This is a genomic window from Gordonia jinhuaensis (assembly GCF_014639795.1).
Classification (GTDB): Bacteria; Actinomycetota; Actinomycetes; order Mycobacteriales; family Mycobacteriaceae; genus Gordonia_B; species Gordonia_B jinhuaensis.
Genome location: NZ_BMGC01000013.1, coordinates 29358 through 51136, shown reverse-complemented (window position 1 = coordinate 51136; position 21779 = coordinate 29358). Strand labels below are relative to the sequence as shown.

The window sequence follows — 21779 nt, the reverse complement described above, 5'->3', positions numbered from 1 at the left end:
GTGTGCGCATGCGTCATGTCCTGAGGTATCCGCGGCGTCCGACTCGTCGCCGCTGATGGGCACGCGGCGTTCACAGCATGAGTGCGAATGCACCCGCCATTCCCGCACTCATCAGCAGGTCGGCATAGGGTCGCCGCGGCCCGCGCACGATGACGTAGAAGATGCCCAGCGCGACCACGGCATAACCGGTTGCGGCAATCGCGGCGACCGCTGACGCCCAGGCGGGCATCGACGTCGCAAGGCCGCCACCACCGGCGTCCATACCCGGCATGGACATCGGCATGTCCGACGCCGAGGAATGCCGGTGTCCGCCGGCATGGCCCGTCCCGCCACCGGCGGCTGGGGCGAACATCACCAGCGCCATGAGCACCATCGACGCCATCATGACCGCGTGATAGAGCCGGTGATTGCCTGTGGCACAGTCGATCCGCTCCAACCAGAGGTAGACGAAATAGGTGGCGGCCGCGGTGAACACCACCACGTAGACGATCAGGGGGATCTCCATACCCCATGCCCACACCATCGCGACCATTGCCAGCGCCATCACGACATGACAGGCCCACGCACCGCGGGCCCATCCCCGCGAGATCAGCGCCGCCCGCAGATATGCGCCGGCGCAAGCCAGGAACACGACGGTCAGCGTCACCGACGCCGCGTTTGCTCCCGACACCTGCTGCCCCATCTCTCCGCCGATCCGCTGGTTCGACACAGTGGTCGGGGTCGACGAACGAACAGTTCCCACAGTGAGCCAGATCACCACCATCGATCTCGGTGGCCCGCACTCGCACCCGAGGATGTCTCACTGATCACACGAGGTGGCGGAGACGGCGATAACCGGACTACGGTCCGACTATGTGCGGCGTACACACGCCGTGTTCGAACCATGCGCGCTCACCCGCGCTGAACGGAAGGTGGCCGGAGATGGCACGGAAGAACAAGAAGACCGGCACAGCGGCATCGGCGCACACGTCGGCGTCCGCACGAGCTCTCGATGCCGGACTCCTCGGCCTGCGGGTGACCGTCGGCGCAACACTCTTCGCTCACGGCGCGCAGAAGCTGGCCGGCTGGTTCGACGGCCCGGGTATCGAGGGCACCGCTGCGGGCATGCAGCAGATGGGCTTCGAGCCGGCGAAGGCATCGGCCGTCCTGGCCGGTATCAGCGAGGCCGCAGGCGGTCTGATGGTTGCCGGCGTGGGCACCCGACTCGCGGCAGCGGCCGGCAGCGCCGCCATGCTCGCGGCCGCACAGGTGCACCGCCAGAGCGGCTTCTTCGCCCAGAACGGCGGCTACGAATACCCGGCGGTCCTGGGGTTGGCGTCGGCCTCGATCGCCCTCACCGGACCGGGCCGCTACGCCCTGGACTCGGTCGTCGGCCGCAAACTCAACCACTGGGGTGTCGGCGTGGCCGCACTGGGACTGTCACTGGCAGGCTCGGCGGGCGTGCTGTCTCAGCGCACCAAGACTCTCGCGGCCCGAACGGCCGCGTGAGGCGTCAGGGGATCTCGCGGCCTCACACCCCCGAGCGCCGCTGAGGACTCCGGCCAGACGGGGCCTCGTCAGCTACTGACGAGGCCCCGTCGCCGTATTCACGCCCGGGAACCCGAACCGCCACCACCCCTGACCGGTTCCGCTGCGGCAAGATCACAGGGTGAGCATCTCCGTGCCGCGCACTGCGCCCGCCGTCGACGACGAGTACTACGACCTCGGTTCTTTCAGTCGTCCGATCTCGACCTGGGTCGATATGGCGCAGCGCTGGTTCGACCGGGGGCTGGTGTGGGCCTACGCCTTCAACCACGACGAGGCGATCGCGTGCTTCGAGCAGGCGCTTCACCATGATTCAGCACTGGCCGTGGCCCGCTGGGGCATCGCCTACGCCATCGGCCCGAATTACAACAAGGGCTGGGACGCCTTCGACCCGCGCGACCGGCAGATCTCGTTGCGGCGTGCCCGCGCCGAACTCGCACGCGCACGCACGAGCAGCGGGTCCGAGGTGGAGATGGCACTCGTGGACGCCCTGTCGCTGCGCTATCCCACCGACGATCCCGACGACGAGGCCGCGCTCGCCGCCGGCATGGCCGACTACGCCGATGCGATGACGGCCCTTGCGGCCGCGCGGCCCGACGACGCCGACGTGTCGACGCTGGCCGCCGACGCGCTGATCAACCTGACCGCGTGGCAGCTGTGGGACACCGGCACCGGCAACCCGGCACCGGGCTCACGCGTGGTCGATGCGCTGGCGCTCCTCGACCAGGTGCTGTCGACGCCGCAGGGACGAGAACATCCGGGCGCCTTGCATTTCTACATCCACGTGATGGAGATGTCGGCACATCCCGAACACGCCTTGCCCGCCGCCGACGCACTCAGGGATCTCGTCCCCGATGCCGGGCATCTGCGCCACATGCCCTCCCACATCGACGTGTTGTGCGGTGAGTACCACCCGGCGGTCCAGGCCAATCTCGCCGCTGTGGAGGCTGACCGCAGATTCGTCGAAGCCCGCGGGCCACTGAACTTCTACTCGCTCTACCGCGCCCACGATCTGCACTTCGCGGTGTACGCGGCGATGTTCGCCGGGCAGTCACGTCTGGCCTTGGCCGCGGCGGAGGAGCTGCACGACCAGCTGACCCCCGAGGTGCTCTCGGTGGCCTCTCCGCCGATGGCCGACTGGCTCGAGGCGTTCGTGCCGTTGCGTGTACACGTACTCATCCGGTTCGGCCGCTGGGAGGATCTGATCGCACAACCGCTCCCGACGGACTCCGTGCTCTACTGCACCACCACCGCGACGATTCACTACGGCCGGGCGATGGGCTATGCGGCCACCGACCGGCTCGACCAGGCGCGGCGCGAACAGAGGCCCTTCGAGGCGGCATATTCGCGCATCCCCGAGAGCAGGACTCTGTTCAACAACACCGCGCGCGACATCCTTGCCGTCGGGTTGGCGATGCTTGATGGTGAGATCGCTTATCGCGCGGGCGATTTCGAGCGTTCCTTCGCATATCTACGCACCGCGATCGAGCGCGATGACTCGCTGCCCTACGACGAACCATGGGGCTGGATGCAACCGACGCGACACGCCCTGGGCGCGCTGCTACTCGAACAGGGCCGGGTGGCCGAGGCCGCCGAGGTCTACGCGGCCGATCTCGGTCTGGACCCGACCCTTGCACGACCCTGCCGCCATCCGAACAACGTGTGGAGCCTGCACGGCTACCACGAATGTCTGGTGCGCCTGGGCAGGCAGGCCGAGGCGCACATCATCGCCGGTCAGCTCGAACTCGCGCGTGCGCGCGCCGACGTGGCGATCGAGGCCTCGTGCGCATGCCGCCTCGAGGTGTTCGACGTCGGGGCCGCGGCCGAGTCCGGTCGCGAAGCGGATATCGCCGCCCCCGGCGAGGGTGATCCGGCCGAGCCCGAGCCCCCGGCATGCTGCGCGCACTGAGCCTCTAGTCTCTAGTGATCATGGGCTGGGTGTTGCTGGCGATCGCGATCGCCTCGGAGGTCGTCGGAACGCTCGCGATGCGTGCGGCTGTCTCGGGCAGCCCGTGGTGGTATCTGCTCACCGCCATCGGATACACCGCCGCATTCATCCTGCTGCCCATGGCATTACGCACCGGAATGCCCGTGGGCCTGTCCTATGCGGTGTGGGCGTCGGCCGGCATCGTCGCCACGGCCATCCTCGCGCACTTCCTGTTCGGCGAGCGGTTCACGGTGATCACCGCGGCGGGCATCATCCTCATCACTGCGGGTGTGGCCGCGATCCAGTCACAGCACTGAATCGACCACAGCACTGAATCGCTTCGCCGGAGGTCACGACCGCGCGGCAGCTGCCGGATCGCCGGCCGCGGTGTCGCCTGCGAACTCCTCGACGCCGACCGGCTGCGGCCATTTCGCTGTCAGGCCGTCACCCGACGAGGTGCCCTTGATGCGTCGGGAGAACCACGGGAGCAAAAACGATCGCACCCACTCGCGGTCCTCACGTCGCCGCGTTGCGTCGTCGATGGTCGGCGCCGGCCCGAGCGCGGGCACGTCGATGGCATGCGGCAGGCCGAGAACGTCGAGGACCTCGGCGGCCATCCTCGCGTGCCCGGCGGGTGACATGTGCAGACGATCGAACGACCACATACGCATGTCGTCGTACCCGCGCAGACGCCAGTAGTCGAGCACGGTGAGCCCACGATTCTCGGCGACCTCACGCAGCAGTTCGTTGTACACCGCGATGCGACCGCGCAGGAGACGGAACACCGGCGCCCAGCCGGTGTCGTAGGCGGTGAACACCACCACGGTCGCACCCGTTGCACGCAGACGCGACAGCGCGGCGTCGTAGCGGCCGATCATCGCATCGATGTCGATCCCTTTGCGCATGATGTCGTTGCCGCCGGCGTAGATGGTCACCAGGTCGGGCTCGAGGTCGATGGCCGGCTGCAGCTGCTCGTCGAGGACCTGATCCATCAGTCGGCCGCGGATCGCCAGGTTGGCGTAGCGGAAATCGGGGTTGCCCACCGCCAGCTGCTCGGCGACCCGATCGGCCCACCCGCGCACGCCGTTGGGGCGAGAGGGATCATCGTCTCCCACTCCCTCGGTGAACGAATCACCGAGGGCAACGTAGCGATTGACGACCATCGATTCCCCCTTGTCCGCGACTGCATCTGCCACCGCACGCACGTCTGCGCTGACCTGAACAGATCTGTGACAGTGTGCGGCTGCGGCCATGACGAGGTTACCGGGACTCCCCCGCGCCCTCGCGGGCGGCAGCGGTGGGCGAAAGCGGTCGGCGAGTCGGGTCTCCGGGTCACGCCGGGGCAGTGATCGCCGCGACGGCACATGCCAGAAGCCTGACGGCCACACAACCTGCTCTTTACCAGCTGTTTTACCCAGGATCCTTTCAGCATGCTGGCTCTATGCTCACACACGAGCCGTCGGCGACGGGTCGCCGACTCGACGTGCGCTGGGACACGACAGCGACATGTGCCGCGGAGCGACGGCGACATGTGCCGCGACGCGGCGGCGACATGTGCTGACACGACAGCGACATGTGCAGGCAAACGACTGTGCAGGCAAACGACAGGGGGATGTCCGTGAGTGATCTGAGCTACCCGCAGGCGGTGGTGATGGGCCTGTTACAGGGGGTCACCGAGCTGTTCCCGGTGTCGAGCCTCGGCCATTCGCTGCTGGTGCCCGCATGGCTGGGCGGCAGCTGGCAGCGTCTGGTCACCGAATCCAATTCCCGCGGGCACACACCTTTCCTCGCCTTCGTGGTCGCCCTGCACGTGGCGACCGCGTTCGCGCTGATCGCTTTCTACTGGCGCGACTGGGTGCGCATCGTCGGCGGTTTCGTGACGAGTATCCGTACGCGACGCGCCGACACCGCCCCGGCCCGGCTGGCGTGGCTGATCATCGTGGGCACCATCCCGGTCGGTGTCGTGGGGCTGGTCGCGGAGAAGCCGCTTCGCGTGCTGTTCGCGACACCGTTGGCGGCGGCGATCTTCCTGTTCCTCAACGGGCTGGTGTTGCTGGCCGCAGAGTTGTTGCGGCGCCGTCAGATCCGCACGACGCGCACGGCCGTCGAGGGTCCGAGCACGACACCGCGGCGTTCGGTCGGGGCCAACGAGGCCGGATCTGCGGGCGCCGGACGCGGCTACACGCTCACCGAATCGGGGTCGGCGCGCACCGACGACACCGATGAGCAGCCCACCGCCGATCTCACCTCGATCGATGAACTCTCCTACCGGGACGGCGCGATGATCGGAGCCTGTCAGATCCTCGCGCTGCTGCCGGGCATCTCCCGATCCGGTGCGACGATCTCCGGCGGGATCCTGCGGCGCCTCAACCACGAGGACGCGGCGCGCTTCGCCTTCCTGCTGGCGACCCCGGTGATCCTGGCGGCCGGTGTGCTCAAGATCCCCGAGCTGTTCGGACCCGAGGGTCATGGCATCGGCGGCCAGGTGGTGGTCGGATCGATCTGTGCCTTCGTCGCGGCCTTCGTCTCGGTGGCCTTTCTGGCCCGGTGGTTCCACGCGCGCACGCTGTTCCCATTCGTCGTCTACTGTCTGGTCGCCGGCGCGATCAGCATCGTGCACTTCGCCTGAGCGCAGTGGATGTGCACGCCGATCTGACGAGATGAGGACCCCGGGGTGGAATCGCTTCCGCCCCCGGGGTCCTCGTCTCGTGATCACCCCGCGCTTCGAGGTCACCGACCAGTCGCGGCCGCCTGCGCCGGGACTCGGCGGTCAGTCGAGCGTCAGCCCCGCCGTCAGACGTGCAGCCAGCGTCTTGGCGAAGGCGGCCGGATCTGACAACTCGCCGCCCTCGGCGAGAAGTGCAGCGCCGTACACCAAGTGGGCGGTGTCGGTGAGCGCCGGATCGTCGGGACGGGCGGCATGCGCCTCTCTCAGCCCGGCCACCAGGGGATGGTCGGGGTTGAGCTCGAGGATCCGCTTGCTCGGCGGCAGCGCCTGCCCCGATGCGCGATAGAGCTTCTCCAGCTGCGGCGAGAAGCTGAAGGTGTCGCCCACCACACATGCCGGTGATTCGGTCAGTCGGGTGGACAGGCGCACCTGCGACACCGACTCACCGAGCGTCTGCTCGAGCCACGACAGCAGGTCGGCGAACTCCTTGCGGCGCTCCTCCTTCTCCTGCTCGGCGGCCTTCTTCTCGTCGTCGGTCTTGCCGGCGTCGTCGTCGAGATCCACCTCACCCTTGGCGATCGACTGGAAGGGGGTGCCCTCGAAGTCCGCGCCTGCGCTCGTCCACATCTCGTCGATGGGATCCGACAGCAGCAGCACCTCGTACCCCTTGGCGCGGAACGCCTCCATATGCGGTGAGTTCTCGATCTGGGCCCGGCTCTCGCCGGTGAGGAAGTAGATCGAGCTCTGGCCTGGCTTCATCCGGGAGACGTAGTCCTGCAACGATGTCTGCTCATCGGCGCTGTGCGTGGTGTCGAAGGAGGCCACCGCCAGCAATGCGTCGCGGTTGTCGGGGTCGGAGACGAGGCCTTCCTTGAGCACCCGGCCGAACTGGGTCCACACGCTCAGGTACTTCTCGGGGTCCGAGCCGCGCAGGTCCTTGATCGCGGAGATGACCTTCTTGGTGAGCCGCCGACGGATGGCGCGGATCTGCCGGTCCTGCTGCAGGATTTCCCGGGACACATTGAGCGACAGGTCTGCCGCATCGACCACACCCTTGACGAACCTGAGGTACTCGGGCATCAGCTCGTCGCAGTCGTCCATGATGAACACGCGCTTGACATAGAGCTGCACGCCGTGGCGCGAGTCACGCATGAACAGGTCGAACGGCGCCTGCGACGGGATGAAGAGCAGAGCCTGGTATTCAAATGTTCCCTCGGCGTTGACCGAGATCACCTCGGCTGGCTCATCCCAGGCGTGGGAGACGTGACGGTAGAACTCCGCGTACTCCTCGTCGCTCACCTCGTCGCGAGGACGCGCCCACAGCGCCTTCATCGAGTTGAGCGTGTCGGTCTCGACGACCGTCTCGGTGGTCTCCTCGCCGCCCTCCTCGGCCGGCTCGACGGTGCGAGTTCGGGTGACTTCCATGCGGATGGGCCACGAGATGAAGTCCGAGTACTTCTTGACCAGACTGCGCAGTGTCGCCGGGTCGGCATAGTCGTGGAGGTTGTCTTCCTCGTCGACCGGCTTGAGGTGCAGGGTCACCTGCGTGCCCTGTGCGACGTCGGGTACCGACTCCACCGTGTAGGAGCCGCCGCCGTCTGATTCCCACCGGGTTCCGGTGGCCTCGCCGGCCTTGCGGGTCAGCAGCGTGACCTTGTCGGCCACCATGAACGTCGAATAGAAACCGATGCCGAACTGGCCGATCAGATCGGGTGAGCCGGCGGCATCCTTGGCCTCGGCGAGCTTGCGGCGCAGCTCCCCGGTCCCGGATTTGGCGACGGTGCCGATGAGGTCGACGACCTCATCGCGCGACATCCCGATGCCGTTGTCGCGCAAGGTGAGTGTGCGGCCGTCGGTATCGGGCTCCAGTTCGATGTGCAGGTCGGAGGTGTCGGCACCGAGGTCTTTGTCCCGGTATGCCTCCAGCCGCACCTTGTCGAGCGCGTCGGAGGCGTTGGAGATGAGCTCCCGGAGGAAGCTGTCCTTGTTGGAATAGATCGAGTGGACCATCAGGTCCAGGAGCTGCCGGGTTTCGGCGGCGAACTCACGTTCTTCGACTGGGGGCGTCGAGGTGGCCACGGGTAGAACTCCTCCCTCACAGGTGTCTCGCGATGGTTGTCGAGTAGGCGCGAACGTCTGCTCGACGGGTTGTCGGGTCGGGGGGGGCGCCGAGCGCGCCCGAGCGCATCCATTTTACCGGCGCCGCCAGGGCGGTCGGTCAGTGCGGCGCACGATCAGAACGTCACGAGCGAGCCCAGCAGATAGGTCAGGCCCATCGTCACCCCGCCGATCAGCACGGCACGCACGACCCCCCGGCGCACGTCATATCCGGTCAGTCGAGCACCGACCGCCGCGATGACCGCCAGGGCGGTGAGCGTGATCACAATGTTGACGTCCGAACGCGTTGATGCCGAGGTCAACATCATCCCGGTCAGCGGCAGCGCACCGCCGAGCATGAACGCCACGGCCGCGGATGCCACGAAGTGCAACGTGGCGGGTAACTCGTCGATGTCGAGCTCGGCCTCGGCGTGCGCCGCCAGCGCGTCGCGAGCAGTCAGCTGCTCGGCGACCACCCGCGCGACGTCGGGGGTCAACCCCTTCGACTGGTAGATCTGGGTCAGCTCGTCGAGCTCACCCTCCGGGTCGTCGAGGATCTGACGGCGTTCCCTGGCCAGCTGAGCGGCGTTGAGGTCGCGTTCGGAGGTGATCTCGGTGTACTCGCCGGAGACGATGGTGATCACGCCGGTGACCAGGGCCGACAACGCCGCCGCGAGGATGACCATCCGACCGCCACCGGCGGTGGCGATACCTTCGGTGACACCGGCAACCGTCACCACCCCGTCACTGGCGTGCACCATCAGACGTGGGATGTCGAAAACCAGCGATCGCGGAAGACGGACCAACGCAGGGGTTTCCCTCACGCACTGCGTCGCAGGAGCGGACGCAGCGCTTCGGTCTTGGCCTGCGTCCAGCCCGGTGGCTGCAGAATCGCGGCCCAGCAGTTGGCGATGTCCTTGAGGTAGAAATGCCCGTGTCCGTCGGGCACCTGGTCGGACACTGCCATGTCGGCGGCCACCTGCAGGAACGTCACCACCGGGATCCAGTGCGTACTCGACAAGACGTCGGGACCGCGCTTCTCCTTGAGCCAGTCGGGTTGGCGGAACAGCAACGACGGACTCCACCACGCGATCGGGTCCGACGCGTGCTGCAGATAGATGACACGCGGGGTGCTCCACGGCTTGGCGGGCCGGTCGAGATCGCCGGGCCGTGACACGAATCGGACGCTGTTGCCCTGGTCGTAGATGGGAAGCCACTCCGGCGAACCCTTGTCGCGCTGGCCGCGCAGATCCGCCCAGATCTGGTTCTGGAATGTCGGCCCGCTGAACAGCGCACCGTCGGTGCGGGCGACCACATTGTTGATGTTGCCGAACGGAGCCTCACCGCCGAACGACCCGAGGCTCTCACCGAATACCACCAGTTTCGGCCGCTCCCCTTCCGGCAGTGCGCGGATCCGCGCGTCGACCGCCTCGAACAGGGCGGTGCCGGCCTGACGGGTACGCTCCTTGTCCACCACGAACGACAACCAGCTCGGCAGATACGAGTACTGCATGCTGACGATCGCCGTGTCGCCGTTGTACATGTACTCCAGCGACGACATGGTGGCCTGGTTGAGCCAGCCGCTTCCGGTCGCGCTGCCGATCGCCACGATCTTGCGCCGCAGCCCACCCGTACGCACCAGTTCGTCGGCCGCGAGTGCGGCGTTCGCGCGGAAGGACTGACTGGGACTGGAGTCCAGGCCGGCGTAGACCCGTATCGGTTCCATCGCCGGCGAGCCGTTGAACTCCGAGAGCTGTTGCACGCTGGGGCCGTTGGAGACCACGATGCGACCCTCCCGACCGAGTGACGACCAGGAGACCAGCGAACCGGGCCCGCCCGAACGCAATTCGCTGGTCGGCCGCACGGAATTCGGACGGGTCTCGTCGTTGGCCGCGGCGAAGGCGTTGTTCAGCGCGCTCATACCCTCGCGGGCCACGACACCGTTGAGTACCGAAATGGTCACCGCGACGACCACGGCGAAACCGATCACCGCGGCGATACGTCCGGTGATGAAGCGTCCCAGGACCCGCGAGAGCCATCGCACCAGCGCACCCCAGAGCTGACCGATGATCACCAAGACGATGGCGACGACGATCGCGACGGCCACCGCGATGGGATAGGCGGTCCACGGGAGGTGACTCATACCCATGAGGTCACGGATCTCGTTCTGCCAGCGCTGGAACCAGTAGAACGCCAGCACCGACCCCACCACCGCGACGACTCCGACGATCCACCACAACACGCGGTGCGGGCGCGGCAGTGAGTCGCGGGAGGTCATGAACTTGACCAGCCACGACAGGAATGCCCCGACCATGTAGCCGATCGCGAACGATCCGCCGCTCACCAGACCCTGGAACAGCGGACCCCGGGGCAGCAACGACGGCGTGGTGGACGCCCACAGGAGCACCAGGCCCAGCACGACACCGAAGAAACTGAAGTGCCGGAAATACCGTGTCAGTTCCCGCCGGAACCACGGCTGTTCGTCGGTGTCGCCGGTTGCCTTGTTGTCGTGCGCGTCTGCCGACACCCGCTCATCGGGATCAGTCTGCGTCGCCGCGGCGCCGGTGGTGTCGTCGGCCGACCGGGCATGTCGTGCGCGCCGACCGCGATGCGGCCGGTGTCCCCGATCGACATGATCGCCGTCCGTACCGGTCGACGCGGTGGTCGATTCCGTGGACTGCGCCGCAGCGTCGGTCGGTTCGGTCGTGTCGGCATTCTCCGAGCGCGTGGAGTCGGGCTCGCCCGTGGACTTCGGCTCCTCAGCGCTCTTCGGGTCTCCCGCGCTCTTCGGATCCTCGCTCCTCGGGTCTCCCGCGCTTTTCGGGTCCTCGCTCTTCGGGTCTCCCGCGCTTTTCGGGTCCTCGCTCTTCGGGTCTTCTGTGCTCACTGACCACGACCCCGGCGGCCGAACACCAGGCCGACCGCTCCGCCGAGCAGAAACAGCACCAACAGGATGAACCACAGCGGTGAGGTGATCCGCACCCAGAACAGCTCGATCGACGTATCCGACCGGTTCTGGCCGATGAAGACCGCCACGAGCACCACGATGACCACCGCGATCCACACCCGGAAGGGGACCTTGCTGATCATACTTGTTCGCCCACCGGTAGAGCTCGAGCCGCTCATCAGTCCGTCCTCAAAGGTCAACCCGCACATGCGGGTGCTGCCGATCTGCCGGTGATCACACTATCCGCTGCACCGTCGCCTGGTGTGCTTGCTGGCACACCCGAGCGGCGCATGTCTAGGCTGGTTTCGACGGTGCGGCCAAGCGGTGGCCGGATCCGCACCGATCGTCTCGCCCGCCGGCGGCCGCCCGAGGAGACATGTGTCCACACCGAGCGTGCTGTTCGTACATGCGCACCCCGACGACGAGGCGCTCTGGACGGGCGGCACCACCGTGGCCGCAGCCGAAGCCGGGTGGCGGGTGGCGGTGCTCACCTGCACGTGGACCGAGGGCACCAGACGCTACGACGAACTGTGCAGATCACTGGACTTCCTCGGTGCCGGTGCACCGCGTCTGCTGCGTTACGCGGACGCCGGTGTGCCCGAGTCGGCGCCCGACGAGCTGCCCTTCTGCCGCGCTGACCTCGACACGGAGATCGGCGCGCTGGTCGCCCAGATCCGCGATTTCCGGCCCGATGTCGTGGTCACCTACGACGGCTACGGTGTCTACGGCCACCCCGACCACATCCACACGCACCGAATCGTGGTGGCGGCGGTCGACGACGCCGCACTGGGTGTGCTCTACCCGGACGCCGGGCCTGCCTGGCATGTCTCGTCGCTGTACATGGTCACACCCCCGAAATCGCTGGCGCGCGCCACCTGGGAGCGAACGACGCGCACCGCGGCGCCCGACGACGATCACCTGCCCGGCACCGACGACGACCGGATCGACGTGGAGGTCGACGTACGGCCCTACCTCGACCGCAAGTGGTCGGCGCTGATGTCGCACGAATCGGAGATACGTCGCAGTTCCGCGCTGCGGATCCTGACGGCACTCGATGCCGAGCAGCGCGCGTACTTCATCGGCACCGAAAGCTATCTGCGCCGAGATCTGGGACCTGGCGGGCTGTTGTTGCCCGGTGCAGTGGTCCTCGATCACGGTAGCGAGGCCGCGCCCAGCTCTCTCCACTGATCCTGAGGTGTGCGAAGTCCGCTGGCGCGCAGCACCTTTCGATCAACACCGGCCAGCAGGGCATCCATCGACCCGATCAACCGCACCGAATGACGCGCCCTGGTGACCGCGGTGTAGAGGAGTTCCCGAGTGAGGATCGTCGAATCCAGCGTCGGGATCACCACCGAGACGCCGTCGTATTGACTTCCCTGACTGCGGTGAATGGTCATGGCGTACACGGGTTGTGCCTCGGGAAGCCGTGCGGGGTGGATGAGCCTGATGTCCTGACCGCGCTCGATGGCCACGCGTAGGCGATGGTCTCCGCTGTCGATCGTCACACCGGTATCGCCGTTGAAGGTTGCCGACCGGATGTCGTTGGCAGTCAACAACAACGGCTGGCCGGCGTAGGGAACCCGGGTGTCGGCGACGAAACCGGAGTCCACGAGCAGTTGCTGGATGCGCCGCGACCACCACGACGCCCCGGACGGCCCGTCGCGATGTGCACAGAGGACGCGATGGCCGTTGAGCGCACGCAGCGCCGCCGGTGCGTCGCCGACGCGGGCCGAAGCGATCATCGCCGACGCCCACGCCACGACATCGGCGTCGAAGTCGGCGAGCGCTCCTGGATCCTCGGCACCGACGCGGGCACCGTCTGGTCCGGCACCGTCCGGGTCACAGAGCACCACCTCGGAGTGACCACCGGTTACGATGGCCGCAACACGCGACGTGTCACCACGTCGGATCGCATCGGCCAGTTCGGCGATGACACCGCCGAATCGCCGACCGCGGCGCAGCATGACCACCCCGCCGACGACGCGGGCATGCTCGACCGGACCGATCGCCGGCTCGACGGCGCTGCCGGGGGCCGCGAGGTCCTCGGCACTGACTGCCTCGAGAATCTCGTTGTGCGCGTGCGGATCCGGCTCCCGGTCAGTCATATCCGACAGCACCGCGCCCGCGTCCACCGATGCGAGCTGGTCGGGATCGCCGACCAGTATCAGCCGGGCCGAGGGTCGCAGGGCCTCGAGCAGTCGACACATCAGGGTCAGCGACATCATCGATGCCTCGTCGACGATCACCACATCATGCGGAAGCGGGTTGGCGGCGTTGTGACGGAAGCGATTCGACGCTCCGGGCACCGTGCCGAGCAGCCGGTGGATCGTGGAGGCGGCCACGGGTCGGTCGTTCGCCTCGGACTCCCTCGCCACCGCGGCGGCGAGGTTGGCCGCTGCTCGCCCCGTCGGTGCGCACAGGGCCACCCGCTGCCGATGCGGACCGAGCCGGTCGAGCACCGCGACCAGTCGTGCGACGGTGAACGTCTTACCGGTGCCCGGTCCGCCGGCGAGCACGGTCGTCCAGGTGGTCGCGGCGACCGCGGCGGCGAGGCGCTGGCGATCGGGTTCGCCGACGGCACCCGTGCGGGGAAACTGTTCGTCGAGTGCCGCGCGCAGGACCTCGGGGTCCACGAGCGGCCGGCCCGCCGAGCGGGCGGTGAGCACCGTGCGCACCGACAACTCCTGCCGGAAGTATCTGTCGAAGTACAGCAGTTCTCCCGCGGGAGTGTCCACCAGACGCAGCGGGCGCAGTCGTGCGGTGTCTGCATCGGATTGGCCGGCAACAGAACCGATGTGGGCGCGCACCGCAGTGATGACCTCGGCCGAGTCCGGGTGCGCCACGCCCGGATCGGCGCCGATGTCGAGGATCTCGTCGAGTCGCGCGAGGTCCAGACACACCGACCCCGCTCGCACCACTCGTACGAGCACCGCCGCGGCGAACATCACCGGCTCGGGTAGACCTCCGGGGGTGCCTGCGGCGATGGTGCGCGTGACGTGGATGTCGGCGGCGTCGAGAACGCCGACCCTGTTCAGCTCGGCGAGCAGACCCGTTGCGGTGGAGGCGGTCTGCCGATCGCCTCGATCTCGCTCGACATGCTCGGGCGTACTCGCCACGATCGGCCCTGCCTGCCCTGCCGGTCCTGAGCTGTCGCGGACGTGTTCGGTCATCGTCGGCCCGCCAGTACATCCGAACACGCGGCGATCATCCCGGCGGGCGGATGCCAGTGGAAGATCCCGTATCCCGCTGGTGTGACCGGCCCGATCATCCCCCGGACGAAGTGGTACTGGACCGGGCCCAGGTGACGCGCGGGGTCGTAGTCGGGTAGTCGCCACCGCAGGAATCTGTGCAAGGCAACCGAATAGAGCAGCGCCTGTAACGGGTAGTGTGCGTGCATCATCTCCGCCGCGAGCAGATCGGCGCGGTAGTCCCCGACCGCAGCCTCCGCCCCGCCGAGTCGGTTGGTCTTGTAGTCCACCACCACGTAGCGGGAGTCCTCGTCCGGCCCCACGCGCAGGACCGAGTCGATGCTGCCGGTGAGGTAACCGCGCAGGCGACGCGGCGTCAACAGTCGGAGTCGCGCGGAGTAACACGCCAGTGGGTCGTCGTCGGGCAGCCATGTGTCGAGGAGGTCGGCGATGGCGCGGATCGTCACCTCGGCGTCGACCGGGTGATCACCACCGGCGAGGGGGAATTCGAAGGTCAGTTCCGAGCGACGCCTGCGCGGCGGGATCGCCGCCAGATCCACCTCATCCTCGCGGTGTGTGTCCGTGCCGCCGAGACGAAGTGGGGTGTGCAACACCTCGACGAGCGCGTCGGTGAGGCGTTCGACATCCAGAGCCATCATCGCTCGTCTACTCGATTCGGTCACCCGTCGGGACACCTCGGTACGCAGCGACGGCGCTGAGGTGTCGACATGTTCGAGGATGTCGTGCACGACCGTGCCGAACGCCGCTCCGTAGGGCAACCCATTCATCGGCGACGGTCGCGACACGATCGCCTCGAGGTCTGTCGACGCCTTCTCCCCGACCCCGCGCGACATGTCGTGACGCCGGATCAGCGAGGATGTCTCGCCGTCGAGGAGCTCGTCGGTGACATCACGGTCGGGCTCGTCGTGCAGCACCGGAGGCAGGTCGGTCTCCGAACCCGCCGCGTTCACCTCGATCGACGGCGCTGCCGGGTCGGGATCGGAGACAGGACCCGCGTCGACAGCGCCGGCGGCGACGATCGCGGTGTAGGAGGTGCGGGTCCACGACGAATCGATGATCCGGTCGAAATGTGCTGCGACTGCCTGTGTTCGGCTCACCGTGGCGGGAGTCGGGACGAAGTCGGGTGCGTCGGATCCATCGGCGGGCTCCACCGAGATCTCCACATCACTGCTCGCAGCCCAGCCACGCAGATGTTCGACAGCACGCACATCAGGAGGCACGGGCACCCTCTGAGGCGGTGTCTGTCCGGCGGCCGTGTCACCGAAGAGCAGCCGGTGCACCGGGGAGTGGGCGGTGCCCCATACCGGCGCCCAGTACAGCACCACCTGACAGCGTGCCCGCGTGATGGCCACATATGTCAGACGCAGTTCCTCGGCCGACTCCTCCTGCGACGACGTCGCCAGCCGGCCCGACGCCCCTGGCGCGGACTCGCCGCCGACGTCGACCACGCGGTGCCCGTCGTCATCGTGGAAGACGAAGGTCTCCTTACCCCACGAGCCGTGTCCGTCCCAGCCGAACGGCACGTAGACGATTGCGAACTCCAGGCCTTTGCTCGCGTGGATCGTCATGATCTGCACGGCGTGGGCGTCACGATCGAGCCGACGGCTGTACTCGGCGGCGCCGCCCGCACGCGGGTCGGTCATGCGCTCGCTGATCCACCGCAGCAGGCCGCTGATCCCCAGCCCCTCATGCACCGCGGCGTCGTTGCACAACCCGGCGATGTGGGTGAGGTCGGTGAGCATCCGCTCACCGCCGTCCATCTCGAGGATCCGTCGCTGGAGGTCGCCGCCCTGTGCCAGCCGTTCGAACATCGCCGCGAATCCCACCCGCTCGAAAACCCCCGCCAGCGATCGCAGCCGTGCGCCGATGTCGGCGGCCAGATCGTCGCCGCCGGAATCCAGATCGGCGGGCGTGTAGCCGAGCAGCGGTGACAGCGCGGCCAGCCGGACCCGGTCGAGCCGCTGTGGTGACTCCAGCCCCATGAGGACCCAGCGCCAGTGGTCGGCGGATTCGGTGGTGAACACGCTTTGGCCACCGCCGACCACGCTGGCGATCTGATGACGCGCCAGCGACGACTGCAGTCGCGGGATGACGCTGTGACTGCGGACCAGGATCGCGATGTCGGCCGGGCGGATCGGTCGCGTGGTTCCCGTGGCATCGACGATGCGCGCGGTGGATGCCAACAGTCGTGCGATGTCGGCGGCCACATCGTCGCAGACCGCCTCGCGCATCACCTTCGGTGCGGGGAATCCGGACTTGTTCAGCAGGCCGTGACCGGCCCGTCCCAGGTGACGCAGACGCAACGGCGCGAGGCCGGTCAGGCGCGTTCCCGGTGATGCGGCGTCCACGGGATGCACGACGATGCGTGGGTCGCCGAGTGCGCAACCGCCGAATACGTGCTGGCATGCCGTGACCAGGTCACCATCCGAACGCCAGTTCATCCCGAGCACCTGATGTCCACCGGCGGTGTCCACGGCATCGAGATAGGACAGGATCTCAGCACCGCGGAAGGCGTAGATCGCCTGCTTGGGGTCTCCGACGAGGATGAGCCTGATATGGCGGTGAAAACAGATCTTGAAGATCTCCCACTGCACCGGGTCGGTGTCCTGGAATTCGTCGACCAGGACCGCGGAGAACCTGTCGCGTATTCGCGTGGCCGCGATCGCGCCGTGGTCGGGCTCGGTCAGCACGCGATACAGCGTCGACTGCAGGTCGTCGAAGTCGCGGATGCGTTGTCGGCGCGCACGGCGCGCGACCTCGGCTCGTGCGGCGACGGCGAACCGGAGTCGGTGTGCCACCGGCGAGCGGTCGTCGGCGGCGACCGACGGAGACAGATCGGCATGCACGTTGCGCACGGCGACCTTGGCGATCTCGCTCGCCACCGCCGGGCCGAATGGGCGTTGTTCCCGGCCGGCGTAACCGCCCAGATACAGGTCGCGGCCCACCTGTACGGCCAGATCGTCGAGGTCCTCCACCAGCGTCAGGTCGGTCTCCCGGTCGCCACCGATTCCGAGCCAGTCGAGCATCCGGCTGCAGAAGTTGTGGGTGGTGGTGATGGTCGCCGAGTCGAAGTCGCCGAGCGCGGCGGTGATGTTGCTCCGCCGTTCGTCGATCGTGGCGCGGTCCCCGGTGGCCAACAGTCGAGCGACCGGATCCGAACTCGCGCGCGCGGTATCGGGGTCGAGGAGGACATCGGCGAGATCGTGCAGCCGGATGCGGGTGCGTTCGCGCAGTTCGGCCGTGGCCATCCGGCTGAAGGTGACGATGAGCAGTTCGCTGATCGGTGTGCCTTCGGCGACCAGCCGCGCCGCCAGTCCGACGATCGCGTAGGTCTTTCCGGTACCGGCGCTGGCCTCGAGGATCGTTGTCCCCCCGGGGATCTCCCCGTCGACGTGGAATTCCCGTGGCGGGAGGGTCGTCGAATATCCGGTCATTGGCGTCTCGTCTCGTTGGCCAGCACCGGGGTCCAGATGGCGCGGGCCACATCGGCGAACAACCCGTCGCCCGCGTCGGGGAACCCGGCCGCATCCAGGAAGCGCCAGTCCGCGCCGGTGAAGCCGCGGTCGGCACGTCCGATCGTCGACAGCTCGGCGAATCCACCGGGAAAGGCCATTCGGAGATATCGGTCGGTGGATTCTCCTGCGAACGAGGCGAATTCGACGGCAGCACCGTCGCGAGCCGCCTCGTCGTCGCGGCCGGCCGCGCGTGCGGCGGCATAGACCTCGCCGGTGGCGGTGGCCATCGGCAACGGACTTCGCATCCCCCTGTCGTGGAGGTCGAGCAGCACCTGCAGCACCGCTGCCGGTGACTCGGGCAGCGTCAGCTCGGTGACGGTCGGTCGGTACCGGTTCTTGAGCGGGCGGCCGATGATGGTCGCCGACAGGCCCGCCGATTCGGCCGGCCGCGCAACGGCCATGGCCAGCAACCGAACCCATGTCGCGAGCCGATGTCGTGGCGCTGTGCGGGAGTAGGTGATCACACCCAGTTGTGCACCCCGCACACCGGCGACGGTCCCGGTCAGTCGGCGTCCGTCGGGCAGTTCCACGTCGATGTCGACCACACGCTCGGGCTCGGCACCGATCGCCGAACCCGCCGAGAACACCTGACCCACCTCGCCCATGATGTCCTCGAGGGTCTGCACACCGAGGGTGAACGGGGGCAGTGATCCCCGCCGTAATTCGCTGCCGCGCAGTCTGTCCGGGTCGACGCCCGCGCGGGCACGGGTGAGCAGGCGTTCCCCCACCTGCCAGCGGGCCAGCCCGTCGAGCGAGGCAGGGATCTCGTCGTCGAGACCCTCGTCGACCTCGGGAACCGGTGCCCCGACCCGCCGGGAGATGAAGGCCCGCACCGGGTGTTCGATCAGTGCGACCAGGTCGTCGAGCGCGATGTCGTCGTCGCGCGGGTCCAGCGGATGTGCTACGAATTCCGCACGCGGCGACGGTCCGTCGAGGATCGCCTGGGCACCCCTGCGTGCCGCGGTGTCATAACTCGCCGTCGCCGTGTCGCGGAAATTCACCGGATCGAACGAGTGCAGCGAATGCCTGGTCACCAGAGACGTCGGCTGCCCACCGGCGGACTGCCGATGACCGGTCACCATCGCCTCGGCGACGTCGATCACCTCGCCGATCGGCACCGACGGCGGCCGGCGGACGCCCGAGACAGGGTCGGTTCCGGTGTAGAAGATCGCGAAGGCCTCACGCGCCGACATCAGGGCGTCGAGCAGAAGTTGCCTGTCCTCGGCACGTGGATCGCGTTCGCCGATCAGCGGCGCCACACCGGTCACGTCGTCACCGTCGAGTCGACCCGCACGGGGGAACACGTCGTCGTCCATGCCGAGCAGAGCCACCACCCGGTGCGGCACCGATCGCATCGGCACGAGCGAGGACACCGTCAGCTCCCCGGTGCGGAAGTTCGACCGGGTCGGGCGGGCGGCCGTGGAGTCGGCGAGCAATGCCCGAAACTCGTTGTGCGCCAGTTCTCCGACACCGGCGTCGGCAACCGTGTCGCCGATCAGCCCGACCGCTTGGGCATAGTGCCACGTCGCGTCGGCGGGTGGATCGATCAGGGCGTCCACGGCTGCCACCGTGTTGGCCGCCCAGGTCTCGGCGGTGTGCGGGCCGCGTAACGAGATCACGGCGGCGTGCAGGCGAACGGCGAATTCGGCGAATCGCCCGGCGAGATCGATATCGGTGCTCTCGAGCCCGTCGAGTGGGAGCACCCGTCCGAGCCACTCCTCGGCCGATTCATCCGCGGCGACGCCGAGCAGCACCCGGTCGAGCCCGGCGGCGACGGTGTTCTGCGGGAACCCCGCCAGGCGGTAGCCCTCGCGGTCGTGTTCGTCCATGCCCCACCGGATGTAGGTGCGCTCGGTCCATTCGACGATCGTGGAGATGTCGTCATCGGTGAAACCGAACCGCCGTCGAACCCCGGGTGCGGACACGATGGTGAGCATCTGCGTCGCGGTCACCCGTGACGCCGCCAGATCGCACAATTGCACCATCGCGGTGAGGATCTCGTTGCTGTGCAGCGCGCTGCGGTCGGCCAGGCGCACTCGCAACCGGTGACCGGGATGGTCCTCGCCCTCGCTGGCCGGTGTGCCGAAGGAGGCGCGGATCAGCGGCGCGAAGGTCTCCACGTCGGGGCACATCACGATCACATCCCGCGGCGACAGGCCCGGGTCGTCGTCGAATCGGTGCAGCAGCCATTCACGCAAGACCTCCACCTGCCGTGCGGGACCGTGGCACACGTGCACCTCGAACGATCCGTCAGCGGTCACCGGGGTCGGGTCACCGCCGCGTTCGCCCTCGGCTCCATCGGTGTCGTGGCCGCATCCGGCGTCGGTCAGACGATCGGCGACGATGGAGCGTTGCAACGTCTGGAGCAGGCTCGGACCGGCGAAGTCCGCGGCCAGGTGGATCTCGCGACACTCGGGATGTGTCACCGGGTCGTCTGAGTGTCGGGTCGCCGTCGGCAGCCGCAGCGCGAGCTCGCACACGTCGCGGGCCAGCGAGGCCAGCAGGGGGTGCGCCGGGCGCCGGATCGTGTTGTCACGCAGTCGCATTGCTGGTCGATCGCGCTGTTCACGCAGGCTGCGCCACAACGGTTCGCTGGGGAACTGGACGAGCAGATGCACGTCGCGATGTACCGACAGGGCCTCGATGACGGCGAGATCGCGGGTCGACAGACGTGTCGGTCCGAACACCGCGAACCGCGACGGGATGTCCAGGTCGACGCCACCGGAGCGGATCCGCGCACACACCTCGTCGAGCATCTCGGCCGGTGCGGGCTGCCCGATCGCCTGGCGCAGTGCCCGCCACACCACCGGCTGCCACCGGTGGTGGTCACCGAGTGAGACCTGGTGCACCCGATCGCGTGTCCGGCCGTCATGGTCGACACCCGCAGTCCAGTCGGTGAGCATATCGGGCCGCTGAGCGGCATAGGTGGAGAACAGCCCGGCGATGTGGACAGCCGTGGCATACCGACGATCCGCCTGGTCGAGACGACCACCGGGGCCGCGACCTTCCCGGCCCAGATGCCGCGCCAGCGGCGCGCAGCGCGGGTCGTCGAGCACCTGCTCCATCACATCGACAAGACGCCAGATGACCCGTTGCCGGTCCCAGGGATCGTCATCGACCGGCACACCCCGCACGCCCGCATAGGCGCGATCGACAAGGCGTGCCGGCGAGGGGAATTCGATGTCTGCCGCGATGCCGTCGCCATCCGCCGCACCGAGTCGCATCGCGAGCATCTGGTTGAGCCAGCGTTCGACGCCGCGGGCGGGAACACAGATCATCTCCCCGGCGAACGGGTCGACCTCGCCGCCGCCGGAAGCGCCGGCCGGTACCGACAGCATCTCGGCAACGGCGTCGACGAGTCGGTCGGTGCGCTCGGAGCGGTAGAGGGTCAGCACAGCTGCAGTGTCCTAGCTGCGGTGGCGAAACGGCAGCGGATCGCCGAGATGGTCGCCGAGAACCGAGACGGCCTGCTGGGTCAGCGGGGCCGAGCGTCCGGTCGACGAGTCGATCGACACCAGAGTGGTGGACACCTGCGCGCACAACCTGCCCGCCGGATCGGTGAGAGTCGCCGCGATGTCGAATGACGCGGTTCCCACCCGGCTGATCCACGCGACGATCGTGGCGGGCTCGAGTGTGTAGGCCAGCGGGCTGGCGAACTCGATCTCCTGCCGTGCGACCAGAACTGTCACGCGCATGTCGGGTCCGCCGAACCAGTCGGCCAGCGCGCGTACCCGCGCCTCTTCGAACAGACGCGCCACCTGCACGTTGTTCACATGGTTGAACGAGTCCATGTCGCCCCAGCGCAGCTGGATCGCCAGCTCGAATCTCTGTGATGTCATCGTCAGATGACATTAGTGGTGCACGGTGGGATCTGCGCCGCCGCACACGCCGG

The 21779-nt window shown here is 67.9% G+C and carries 15 protein-coding genes; 5 read left to right on the top strand and 10 right to left on the bottom strand.

The genetic code is table 11. From position 1 onward, the window contains the following. Nucleotides 1–70: 70 nt before the first annotated feature. The gene (locus IEW22_RS10685; protein WP_188586591.1) at nt 71–709 is read right to left on the bottom strand and encodes a DUF5134 domain-containing protein; all 639 of its coding nucleotides are present in this window, start codon (nt 707–709) and stop codon (nt 71–73) included. 212 nt (nt 710–921) lie between these two features. Between IEW22_RS10685 and IEW22_RS10680 the strand changes: the two genes are divergently transcribed. The 3 genes from IEW22_RS10680 to IEW22_RS10670 all read left to right on the top strand — a co-directional run bounded on the left by IEW22_RS10680 (nt 922) and on the right by IEW22_RS10670 (nt 3768). Continuing rightward, complete coding sequence (locus IEW22_RS10680; protein ID WP_188586590.1) at nt 922–1488, top strand: DoxX family protein; 567 nt, start codon at nt 922–924, stop codon at nt 1486–1488. A 253-nt stretch (nt 1489–1741) separates the two neighbouring features. Further along, entirely contained in the window at nt 1742–3433 is a 1692-nt protein-coding gene (locus IEW22_RS10675; protein ID WP_229742472.1) for a hypothetical protein, read from the top strand. Between the two features lie 20 nt (nt 3434–3453). Beyond that, nucleotides 3454–3768 carry a DMT family transporter gene (locus IEW22_RS10670; protein ID WP_188586589.1) on the top strand — a complete coding sequence of 105 codons (315 nt, stop codon included), beginning with the start codon at nt 3454–3456 and terminating at the stop codon, nt 3766–3768. A gap of 33 nt (nt 3769–3801) precedes the next feature. On the opposite strand, the gene IEW22_RS10665 is transcribed toward IEW22_RS10670, so the two are convergent. Beyond that, on the bottom strand, nt 3802–4614 hold the full coding sequence (locus IEW22_RS10665) for an SGNH/GDSL hydrolase family protein (RefSeq protein ID WP_188586636.1): 813 nt from the start codon (nt 4612–4614) through the stop codon (nt 3802–3804). Nucleotides 4615–5069: 455 nt separating this feature from the next. Between IEW22_RS10665 and IEW22_RS10660 the strand changes: the two genes are divergently transcribed. Beyond that, nucleotides 5070–6080, top strand: a complete 1011-nt coding sequence (locus IEW22_RS10660; protein WP_188586588.1) for an undecaprenyl-diphosphate phosphatase — start codon at nt 5070–5072, stop codon at nt 6078–6080. 141 nt (nt 6081–6221) lie between these two features. Here the strand turns inward: IEW22_RS10660 and htpG are convergent, their stop codons facing one another. From htpG to IEW22_RS10640, 4 genes are all read right to left on the bottom strand, one after another. Next, nucleotides 6222–8198, bottom strand: coding sequence for a molecular chaperone HtpG (gene htpG, locus IEW22_RS10655; protein WP_268235476.1), 1977 nt, complete (start codon nt 8196–8198; stop codon nt 6222–6224). Between the two features lie 155 nt (nt 8199–8353). Then, entirely contained in the window at nt 8354–8977 is a 624-nt protein-coding gene (locus IEW22_RS10650; RefSeq protein ID WP_188586587.1) for a VIT1/CCC1 transporter family protein, read from the bottom strand. 59 nt (nt 8978–9036) lie between these two features. Continuing rightward, on the bottom strand, nt 9037–10743 hold the full coding sequence (locus tag IEW22_RS10645; RefSeq protein WP_188586634.1) for an alpha/beta hydrolase: 1707 nt from the start codon (nt 10741–10743) through the stop codon (nt 9037–9039). Between the two features lie 356 nt (nt 10744–11099). Then, entirely contained in the window at nt 11100–11306 is a 207-nt protein-coding gene (locus IEW22_RS10640; RefSeq protein ID WP_188586586.1) for a DUF1049 domain-containing protein, read from the bottom strand. Between the two features lie 235 nt (nt 11307–11541). Between IEW22_RS10640 and IEW22_RS10635 the strand changes: the two genes are divergently transcribed. Continuing rightward, entirely contained in the window at nt 11542–12351 is an 810-nt protein-coding gene (locus tag IEW22_RS10635; RefSeq protein WP_188586585.1) for a PIG-L family deacetylase, read from the top strand. Here IEW22_RS10635 and recD read toward each other — a convergent pair. Genes recD through IEW22_RS10615 form a run of 4 tightly spaced genes read right to left on the bottom strand, consistent with a single transcriptional unit; the run spans nt 12315 to nt 21726 of the window. After that, complete coding sequence (gene recD, locus IEW22_RS10630; protein WP_188586584.1) at nt 12315–14333, bottom strand: exodeoxyribonuclease V subunit alpha; 2019 nt, start codon at nt 14331–14333, stop codon at nt 12315–12317. The two genes, IEW22_RS10635 and recD, sit on opposite strands and share 37 nt — an antisense overlap. Beyond that, the gene (locus IEW22_RS10625; protein ID WP_188586583.1) at nt 14330–17806 is read right to left on the bottom strand and encodes a UvrD-helicase domain-containing protein; all 3477 of its coding nucleotides are present in this window, start codon (nt 17804–17806) and stop codon (nt 14330–14332) included. Before IEW22_RS10625 ends, recD begins: the two co-directional genes overlap by 4 nt. Further along, nucleotides 17803–21282 carry an exodeoxyribonuclease V subunit gamma gene (gene recC, locus IEW22_RS10620; protein ID WP_188586582.1) on the bottom strand — a complete coding sequence of 1160 codons (3480 nt, stop codon included), beginning with the start codon at nt 21280–21282 and terminating at the stop codon, nt 17803–17805. Before recC ends, IEW22_RS10625 begins: the two co-directional genes overlap by 4 nt. Before the next feature lie 12 nt (nt 21283–21294). Beyond that, nucleotides 21295–21726 carry an acyl-CoA thioesterase gene (locus IEW22_RS10615; protein WP_188586581.1) on the bottom strand — a complete coding sequence of 144 codons (432 nt, stop codon included), beginning with the start codon at nt 21724–21726 and terminating at the stop codon, nt 21295–21297. Between the last annotated feature and the right edge of the window lie 53 nt (nt 21727–21779).

What these genes read in the sequence shown, in the direction of transcription:
- IEW22_RS10615 (WP_188586581.1), bottom strand. Translation starts at nt 21,726, where the DNA reads ATGACATCACAGAGATTCGAGCTGGCGATCCAGCTGCGCTGGGGCGAC.
- recD (WP_188586584.1), bottom strand. Translation starts at nt 14,333, where the DNA reads ATGACCGAACACGTCCGCGACAGCTCAGGACCGGCAGGGCAGGCAGGG.
- IEW22_RS10680 (WP_188586590.1), top strand. Translation starts at nt 922, where the DNA reads ATGGCACGGAAGAACAAGAAGACCGGCACAGCGGCATCGGCGCACACG.
- IEW22_RS10625 (WP_188586583.1), bottom strand. Translation starts at nt 17,806, where the DNA reads ATGACCGGATATTCGACGACCCTCCCGCCACGGGAATTCCACGTCGAC.
- IEW22_RS10640 (WP_188586586.1), bottom strand. Translation starts at nt 11,306, where the DNA reads ATGATCAGCAAGGTCCCCTTCCGGGTGTGGATCGCGGTGGTCATCGTG.
- IEW22_RS10675 (WP_229742472.1), top strand. Translation starts at nt 1,742, where the DNA reads ATGGCGCAGCGCTGGTTCGACCGGGGGCTGGTGTGGGCCTACGCCTTC.
- IEW22_RS10650 (WP_188586587.1), bottom strand. Translation starts at nt 8,977, where the DNA reads ATGGTGCACGCCAGTGACGGGGTGGTGACGGTTGCCGGTGTCACCGAA.
- IEW22_RS10665 (WP_188586636.1), bottom strand. Translation starts at nt 4,614, where the DNA reads ATGGTCGTCAATCGCTACGTTGCCCTCGGTGATTCGTTCACCGAGGGA.
- IEW22_RS10670 (WP_188586589.1), top strand. Translation starts at nt 3,454, where the DNA reads ATGGGCTGGGTGTTGCTGGCGATCGCGATCGCCTCGGAGGTCGTCGGA.